7 protein-coding genes are annotated in these 8,186 nt (G+C 58.4%); 5 read left to right on the top strand and 2 right to left on the bottom strand.

What is annotated here, in order from left to right; all coding sequences use genetic code 11:
• The first annotated feature begins 327 nt into the window (after positions 1-327).
• The 5 genes from R6U20_RS03855 to R6U20_RS03835 all read left to right on the top strand — a co-directional run bounded on the left by R6U20_RS03855 (position 328) and on the right by R6U20_RS03835 (position 5,768).
• Positions 328-993, top strand: coding sequence for a FlgD immunoglobulin-like domain containing protein (locus R6U20_RS03855; RefSeq protein WP_410336551.1), 666 nt, complete (start codon positions 328-330; stop codon positions 991-993).
• A gap of 5 nt (positions 994-998) precedes the next feature.
• Entirely contained in the window at positions 999-2,072 is a 1,074-nt protein-coding gene (locus R6U20_RS03850; protein ID WP_410336550.1) for a hypothetical protein, read from the top strand.
• Positions 2,073-2,217: 145 nt separating this feature from the next.
• Complete coding sequence (locus R6U20_RS03845; RefSeq protein ID WP_410336549.1) at positions 2,218-2,829, top strand: LemA family protein; 612 nt, start codon at positions 2,218-2,220, stop codon at positions 2,827-2,829.
• 54 nt (positions 2,830-2,883) lie between these two features.
• Positions 2,884-4,839 (top strand): M48 family metallopeptidase, encoded by a 1,956-nt coding sequence (locus R6U20_RS03840; RefSeq protein ID WP_410336548.1) that lies wholly within the window; start codon positions 2,884-2,886, stop codon positions 4,837-4,839.
• A 29-nt stretch (positions 4,840-4,868) separates the two neighbouring features.
• Positions 4,869-5,768: a TolB family protein gene (locus tag R6U20_RS03835; RefSeq protein ID WP_410336547.1), complete on the top strand. Its 900-nt coding sequence runs from the start codon at positions 4,869-4,871 to the stop codon at positions 5,766-5,768.
• A 285-nt stretch (positions 5,769-6,053) separates the two neighbouring features.
• Here the strand turns inward: R6U20_RS03835 and R6U20_RS03830 are convergent, their stop codons facing one another.
• Positions 6,054-7,265 carry a Wzz/FepE/Etk N-terminal domain-containing protein gene (locus tag R6U20_RS03830; protein WP_410336546.1) on the bottom strand — a complete coding sequence of 404 codons (1,212 nt, stop codon included), beginning with the start codon at positions 7,263-7,265 and terminating at the stop codon, positions 6,054-6,056.
• Positions 7,266-7,355: 90 nt separating this feature from the next.
• A partial coding sequence (locus tag R6U20_RS03825) for an SLBB domain-containing protein (protein WP_410336545.1) occupies positions 7,356-8,186 on the bottom strand: 831 nt, incomplete at its 5' end.

Raw genomic sequence — 8,186 nt, 5'->3', positions numbered from 1 at the left:
CCGGGAGTTTGCAGGCAAGTACGCTATTCTACAGGTAGAGCAAACAGGGCTGATAATTAAGGCGGAAAAAAGCCACTTGAACGGGAGCAATAAGTTCAGGAAATTGGCTAATTAAATAAAAAGTTGTATATTTGAATAGCGCAAAACAACATGAAAAAAAACTTTAAAAATAGCCCCTTTGCAGGTAAAACACTTTCCTAAGTTGTTTTGCGCTAACCTGCATTGGGGCTTAACTTATATTTATGCAAAAACACCGGTTTAACATTTTCCCAGAAATGCAGCCCGAAGATTTTGAACGCTTGCGGGGTGATTTGTTTTCCAATGGCTATGATGCCAAGCACCGAGCCGGGCGAGCAGCAACGCTTTGGCGTAACGCACACAACCGACGGCGGCACCTCGTTCACGCAAACCCTGATCGACGAACGCATCTTCGACCTGGCATTCGACGGCGACCGGGTCTACGCAGCAGGCGATAACGGACTCTTTGTGTCTGACGATGATGGCACGACCTGGACGGCCATCCGCCGCTTTGCGTTGCCTGAAAATACCTATCATCGCCCCGATGCAGGCGTTCGTGCTGTTGCAACGACGCGCAACGCGGTGTGGGTAGGTACGACCGACGGGCTCCTGCGCAGCACCGACAACGGCACGACCTGGACGCTCTTTCGCGCTGCTGAACCGCTCGACTCCGACACACCCGGCGGTCGGTCGGTTGAGACCTACGCATACCCCAATCCGTTCACGCCGTCGAGCGACCAAGTCGTGCGCATCCGCTACGAACGCGATGAGCCCGGCACGACCCGGGTGCGCATCCTCGACTTTGAGATGCGCAGCGTACGCACCCTCCGCGCTGAAGGTGATGCACCCGGTGAACAAGAACTCGTGTGGGATGGCACCGACGAAAGCGGGCTTCGCTTGCCGAACGGCACCTACTTCTACGAGGTAGAAACCGACCAAGGCAGCGCCCGAGGCAAGATTCTGCTGATTGACTGATGCTTATGGCTACGCTGCGCGCAACTGTATCGACCGAGTCTGCCCCCAGGTGCCCCTGGCACGTTTGGGGAGTGGTGCTGCTCATGTTTGTGCTGGGAAGTCCCGCCGCTTCCCTCTGGGCCCAAGACACGGGCGCGGGTGCGTTTGCCCGTATTGGGGTGGATGCGCAAGGAATTGCCCTGGGCAACGCACTGGGCGCTCACCCCGACGCTGATGTCGCGGCCCTCTACAATCCGGCGCTGGCACATCAGGCTACGGGACAGTACCTCTCGCTCTCGGCAGCGCTGATGAGCTTCGACCGCGAACTGCAAATGGCATCGTTCAATACGCCGATTGGTCCAACCGCAGGCATTAGCGCCGGCGTGCTGCGGGCTGGTGTGAACGACATTGACGGACGCGACCTGGATGGCAATCCAACCGAAACGCTGTCTACCGATGAATATGCGCTGTTTCTGGCGTTTGGTAATCAGTTCTGGGAACGCGTGGCGGTGGGAGCAACACTTAAGTTCTACATTGCCGACCTGGTTGATGAGGTAGGCACGGTGCAGAGCCTGGGCATTGACCTGGGGGCTACCTACACCCCACGCGATGGGACGCGGCTGGGGCTTTCCGTGAGCGACTTGCTCGCCGCCTACGAGTGGGAAACAGACGGGGTAGGCGGGCGCTCATCTACCGATTCATTTCCGGTGCGCGTGCGTCTAAGTGCTGCGCAGGCGCTCTACGACGACACCTTGCTGCTCCTTGCCGAATACGAGGCTCGCTTTACCGACCGCGAGCAGCGCCGCCGCATCCCGCAAGACCCACCCGTGCAACCAGTAGACCAGGTAGCTACCTCATCGTTTCAGTTTCATGAGTCGCTCGGACGCATAGGTGTGCGCTATCGTATGCTCGACATCCTTGATGTTCGTGGCGGCGTCGACCGCATAGGCGACAATGGCTTTAACGGATGGAAACCAAGCGCTGGGTTCGGACTTCATCAGTCTGTGGGTACGCTCGATGTGCGTATTGACTATACTGCTGTGGTCGAACCCTACGTAACTGACTTGATGAACGTCCTAAGTATCCGTATCTACCTATAAACGTGCTTTAAAAGCTGTGCTGTTTTAGGAGCCGAGTTACGGTATGGTTTGCCGTGGGTCAACCCCGGTATGGCCGTTGCATCCCCGAAAGCACGCATGATGAAGTGGCCCTCGCTGTTGTTTTTCGCTAACGTTCCAATACGCCATGTCTACCGTACTTATTATCATTGTTGTGCTGGCTGTGGTGCTCATCCCTGTTGTCCTGGTGGGGCTGTACGCTGTGAGTCAGTACAACAAACTCGTGAAGTTGGACCAGCGCTACCAGAGCCTGTACTCCGACATCGACGTGCAGCTTCAGCGTCGCCACGATCTCATTCCACAACTGGTCAGCACCGCCAAGGGCGCCTTGCAGCATGAGGAGAAGATCTTTCAGGCGCTGGCCGACGCGCGTAATCAGGCGGAAAAGGCTCGAAAAGATGCAAAGGCCAATCCGGGCGATCCGGAGGCCATGCAAAACCTGGCCGCCGCCGAGCAGATGCTCGATAAGCAGATTGGCGGCTTCATGATTCAGGTGGAAGACAACCCCGAGCTGAAGGCGAACGAAAACATGCTGAAGCTGCAAGAGCAGCTGCAAACCACCGAGAATAAGGTGAGCTTTGCGCGGCAGGCCTACAACGACGGCGTGCGCGCCTACAACACCGCCCGCGAAAGCTTCCCGACGGTGATTATTGCCAACCTGTTTGACTACGGTGAGGCCGAGTACTTTGAAGTTGATACCGCCGAGGTCCGCGAAGCCCCCGAAGTCTCGTTCGATTAGGTGCGTTGGGGATTCCCGGTTGCCCTCTGCTGTTGTGCGTTGTAGCCCGTTCCCATGAAAAACTTTTTTGAACGTCAAGATGAAGCCCGGCGCAACACGAAGCGCCTCATTGTGCTATTCATCGTAGCCATGATTGGGCTCGTTGTTGTTGGGTATGGCGTGGCCCTGGCCGTACTCCTGTTTGCGAGCGAGGGCGGGGTGTCGCCCATTCAACCCGCGCTGTTTGGACTGATTGTGGTGGGCACGGTCGTTATTGTTGGCGGCGGTAGCCTGTTCAAGATCATTCAACTCAAGCAAGGCGGTCATGTCGTCGCTGAATCGCTCGGGGGCACCCCGCTCGACCGGAATCCGTCTGACTATGACGAGCAGGTGCTCCGCAACGTCGTCGAAGAGATGGCGATTGCTTCGGGGGTGCCCACGCCCGAAGTGTACGTCCTCGAAGAAGAGGGCATCAACGCTTTTGCCGCTGGCTACACGGTCGATGATGCCGTCATTGGCGTAACGCGAGGCTGCATGAAGCAGCTCAATCGGGCCGAGCTTCAGGGCGTTATTGCGCATGAGTACAGCCACATTTTGAATGGAGATATGCGGCTCAACATCCGTCTGATGGGGGTGCTCAACGGCATCCTGCTCATCGCTATTCTGGGGCGTACGGTGCTTCGCGCTACCTTCTATAGCAATATGGGCCGCCGCCGCAGCAACGACAACGATAAAAGCAAGCTCATCCTGCTTGCCGCAGGGGTGGGGCTTTTGGTCGTCGGAAGCGTAGGGCTGCTGTGCGGACGTCTCATCAAGAGCGCGGTGTCGCGCCAGCGCGAGTTTCTGGCCGATGCTGCCGCTGTGCAGTTTACGCGCAATCCGAAAGGCATCGGGGGAGCCCTCAAAAAAATAGGGGGATACGAAGCCGGTTCCAAAATTGAACATCCCAAAGCTGAAGAGTCAAGCCACCTCTTCTTCAGCGACGGCGTGGCCAGCAAGCTGTTTGGCAGCGGTGCATTTGCCACCCATCCGCCGCTCGATGAGCGCATTCAACGCATCGACTCAGAGTTTGAGGGCGAGCAGCGCACGGCGCAGTCGTCGGCGTCGGACGGGGCGGGGGCGGCGCAGGCAGCGGGCGCTTCAGGATTTGCGGGAGGTGGCAGCAGCACGGCGTCGTCTGACCACTCGGCTCCGAAGGCCGATGATGTGGTTTCGCAAGCGGGCGCACTCACTGCCGAGGGCGTTGACTTTGGGGCCAAGCTGCGCAATGCGCTGCCCGAGGTTCTCATCGATGCGGCCCACGAGCCGATTGGGGCTACGGCCATTGTGTACGGCTTGCTGATTTCTCCCAATGCCGAATCGGACAGCCGTACTGACCAGATGGAGGTGCTCAGTACCCGCGTTACCGAGGCTGAACGCGACGAAGTTGAACGCTTGCTCGACGATTTGCACGATCTGCCGCATCGCCTACGCCTCCCCCTGCTCAGCATCGCAGCACCGGCGCTGCGCGACCGTACCTCCGAGCAGCACGAAACCATTCACGACGTGGTGCAAGCCCTGGTTCGCGCCGATAACCAACTCACGGTGTTCGAGTACGCGCTCGAAACCATCGTGCGGCATCGGCTCGATCATATCCAGAACCCCTCTGATGACGGCTCGCGCTTTAAGCGCTTTAGCCAGATCGAGGATGATGCCGTAGCCCTGCTTTCTATGATCGCCCAGGCCGGTGCATCCAGCAATCGTGAAGCATCGGAGGCCTTTCGTGCCGGAATCGCAGCCTTTGATGCGGTTAGCGATCCCAGTGCCCACCAGCGCGTGCGTGCTCATCCCGAACAACTCGACGATGCGCTTGACCGCCTTGCCCAGACGCGCCCGGAACTCAAACAACAGGTCATTGACGCCTGTGCCCGCTGCGTCCTGGCCGATGACGACGTGACCGATGCCGAAGCGGACCTGCTCATGGCCGTGGCCGAGGCGTTGTCGTGCCCAATCCCGCCGTTTGTTCTTCATGCCGATGCCCTTTCTTCATGATCTGCTTTCGGCCGGTTGCCGCTGGGCTGATGCCCGTGGTTCTGTTGGTGCTACTTTTAAGCGCCGGCTGTGCATCAGACGATGACACCGCTGCTGCACCCCCTTCGACCGACATCTACCTGGCGTCGTATACACTCACCGACGACACCCTGCGCCTCGATGCGCCCGCCAACCGCACCGAGCGCGATGGCTACGACAACCAGCCGCAGTTCACCCCGACCGGAGATGCCGTTCTGTACACCTCCGAGCGTAACGGTCAAACCGATATCTACCGCTGGCCGCTGGATGCCGACACGCCGCATCCCCTTACCCAAACTGCAACCAGCGAATACTCCCCGACCCCGCTGTCCGACAGCACCTACGCCGTAGTTCGTGTGGAAGACGACGGCACGCAGCGGCTCTGGCAGTTTTCGATGCAGGAAGCGGATATTCCTGCTGAAACCGGGACGTTGCTGCTGCCAGACGTTGAGCCTGTAGGCTACTTTGCTCCGGTGGATACGACGCACTGGGCGTTGTTCGTGCTGGGCGAGCCGCCCACCTTGCAATGGAGCGCGCGTGACGAAAACCCCGCCCCGACCACGCTACGCCGCAACATAGGCCGCTCCATTCAGCACCGCACGCATGCAACCGGCGTGAGTGCTGTGCAGCGCCACGACGGTGTGGCCGACTCGGTCCTCGTGGTGCGTAATTCAGGGGATGTGCAGGCGTATGCCCCGGCTCTGGAGGACGAAGGCGACCACGTGTGGACGCCTGAAGGCCACCTGCTTATGACGTCGGGCACCACATTGTACCAGTGGCATCCTGATGCAGGATCCTGGCGCGCCGTGTATGACTGGGCACCTGCTACGCCCTCTCGCATCGCTGCATCGCCCACCGGACGCCAGCTAGCCGTTGTCGTGGCTCGTCCTGGATATGATGAGTCCGAGTAGTGCTGTGTCAACCCTCATTTTGATGGTTACCCTGGCATCATCCCCCAACGAAGCGTGTCATGGTGAGCGCAGTCGAACCATCTCCTTGGTGTTCAGAAGATACGGTGGGACAGAGGCCCTACCCACCTCGGGGGAGATCTTTATTCACTGCGTTCATCAGTCGCTGCGCTCGTGTCCGACTCCGCTTCGCTCCGCTCAAGATGACAGCATGTAAACGGGGCATGTTGTAACCCACACATTGACCGTTGACACTATAGTAGGACGCACGCTGTTTTATGCGGCTTCTTACGTCTCTTCGGAGGCTGACACCTCGTCGCGTCCCCATGGATGCCGGAAGGCGTTTTTGATTTCCTCCAGCTTCTGGCGTTCTTCGTCTTCTTCTGCACTTGCCAGGAACGTGCGTACGAATGCCCCGCCAATACCCAGCATTCCCCCTAAGACGAAGCTAAGCACCACAATGAGAGAACGTTGCGGGGCACTGCGCTCCATCGGGGGGGTTGGCGCTTCTAAGGTTGTAATGACCGGCTCACTGCGCTGGAGCTCAATCTGGGCCTGAGTACGTTGGGCTTGAAACTCACTGTAGAGATCCGAGGCAAACCGGACCTGACGCTGCAACTGGTCGCGCTCGGTGCGCAGCCGGGCGTTGCGGATTTCGCGATTGCGGTCGTTAAACTCAGCTAAGCGTTGCTCGGCAGCCTCCAGTTCTTCGCGGGCCTGGTCGAAGCGCTCATCTACAAACGTGAGTGTCTGCCGGGCCTTTTCGGTCCGGATCGTGCGTACACGATCAATAAGATGCGTCAGAAAGCTATCAGTAATTTCGGCAGCACGCACAGGATCGCTGTCGGTTACTGAAATTGACATAACCCCGCTCTCCACATCGACCGACGACGAAACCATGTTGTCTACGGCCTTCATCGCCGCCTCTTCATCTTCGGTGGGGTACACGGGCTCGTCGCCAGCTCCAAGTTCGACTGGACGCTCGGGCGGATCTGATTGCAATGCTTGCAATATTTGCCCCGGCAAGCCAATGGTGTACTTCTTTAGAAATGAACCGATGCTGAAGTCGTCGCGCGCGTGGTAGTCGACAAGTGTCATCTCTTGCTCCACATCCGCAAAGTAGAACGTATCGCGTGCAACGAGCAGCCGTACTTCGCGGCTGGTTAAGATGCGCGGATAGGCTTCAGAGGTTAGCCCGGTGCTTGTGCCTCCCAGATTAACCCCCAGACCGCGCAGCGCCGAGAGTCCTCCTGGTGCGGCCCCTGCCCCTCCTTCTACCTCACGAACTACCTGGGCATCCGCAGTAAACTCTTCGGGGGCTGTAATGGCGTAGATCAGTCCCACCATGGTGAGTCCAACCACGCATCCAATAACAAACCGGCGGTTGCGGGCCAGCACAACCAGAATGTCGAGAAGCGAGATCTCCTCCTCGGCATACCGCTGTTCACCTACGTACCGCTGTTCAGAGGATTCGGACGTGGGCAACGAAGACTCAGGCATAAGGGGAAGCTATTCAGGATGCTATGGCGGCGCAGTACAGAAAAAGAGAGGGTCGACCGCCCTGCACGAGTTAACGTCTTATGTATCGAATTAGTCGAAGGCGCGTGATGCCAGCACAATGATCGTGAGTGCACTGGACAAGATTCCGGTAACTTCGGTCAGTGTTTCCGAAAGGTCAAACTCCTCCTCGTTGTTTTCCTCTTCAGGTTCGGCAATTACCCGAATGGTTGCGCCATCGTCCACACGCGGCGTGCGCCGGAACCAGCCGGTACGCACCCGAAAGGTTGCCCCCGACGCCTGCGTGAGCAAGATTCGTTCGGTATTTTCGCGCAGCCCCCCGGCGCGGTCGAGGTAGTACTCGACTCGCCTCCCCGACTCATGTTTGATAAGCCCCTCGTTGGCCACGTTACCCTGTACCGTTACCGTGTTAGGCTGTGTTGGAATCACAATCTCGTCGCCGGGCTGTACGATGATGTCGCTTCGATCGCGTCCCTCCAGGGCTTCACTAAGATCACTAATCACCTGTTCGCCATCCCGCATCAGCCGTCCCCCGCCAGCGTATCCCGTCGCGGTAATGCCCCCGGCACGTGTTAACACATCGCTTAAGCGCTCATTGTCTTCCAGAATAGTATACTCGCCCGGAAATCGGACTTCGCCTTCTATCGTAATGGTTTCTTGCGGACGGAACGCCGGGTCTTTGCGTACGAAGATGCGGTCGCGGTGCTGAAGGTCGAATTCGCTTGCTGCGTCGAGTACCTGGAGCGAGTCGTTTTCGGCAAAGCTTACCGGATCAGTGTACTGGCTGCCACCCAATGGAATCGTGATGGGTGTGGCTCGGCGGTTGCCTTCTTGGTCGGTGCGCATACGTGTTACTTCTACCTCGCGCAAGAGCGCGCCCTCCTCGAACCCGCCTGCCTGGAG

It is taken from the genome of Longimonas sp., from assembly GCF_046498435.1.
Taxonomy (GTDB): Bacteria; Bacteroidota; Rhodothermia; order Rhodothermales; family Salinibacteraceae; genus Longimonas.
The sequence above is the reverse complement of the archived record's forward strand: the minus strand, read 5'-3'. Positions and strand labels throughout refer to the sequence as shown.

What these genes read in the sequence shown, in the direction of transcription:
- R6U20_RS03855 (WP_410336551.1), top strand. Translation starts at nt 328, where the DNA reads ATGATGCCAAGCACCGAGCCGGGCGAGCAGCAACGCTTTGGCGTAACG.
- R6U20_RS03850 (WP_410336550.1), top strand. Translation starts at nt 999, where the DNA reads ATGGCTACGCTGCGCGCAACTGTATCGACCGAGTCTGCCCCCAGGTGC.
- R6U20_RS03845 (WP_410336549.1), top strand. Translation starts at nt 2,218, where the DNA reads ATGTCTACCGTACTTATTATCATTGTTGTGCTGGCTGTGGTGCTCATC.
- R6U20_RS03840 (WP_410336548.1), top strand. Translation starts at nt 2,884, where the DNA reads ATGAAAAACTTTTTTGAACGTCAAGATGAAGCCCGGCGCAACACGAAG.
- R6U20_RS03835 (WP_410336547.1), top strand. Translation starts at nt 4,869, where the DNA reads ATGCCCGTGGTTCTGTTGGTGCTACTTTTAAGCGCCGGCTGTGCATCA.
- R6U20_RS03830 (WP_410336546.1), bottom strand. Translation starts at nt 7,265, where the DNA reads ATGCCTGAGTCTTCGTTGCCCACGTCCGAATCCTCTGAACAGCGGTAC.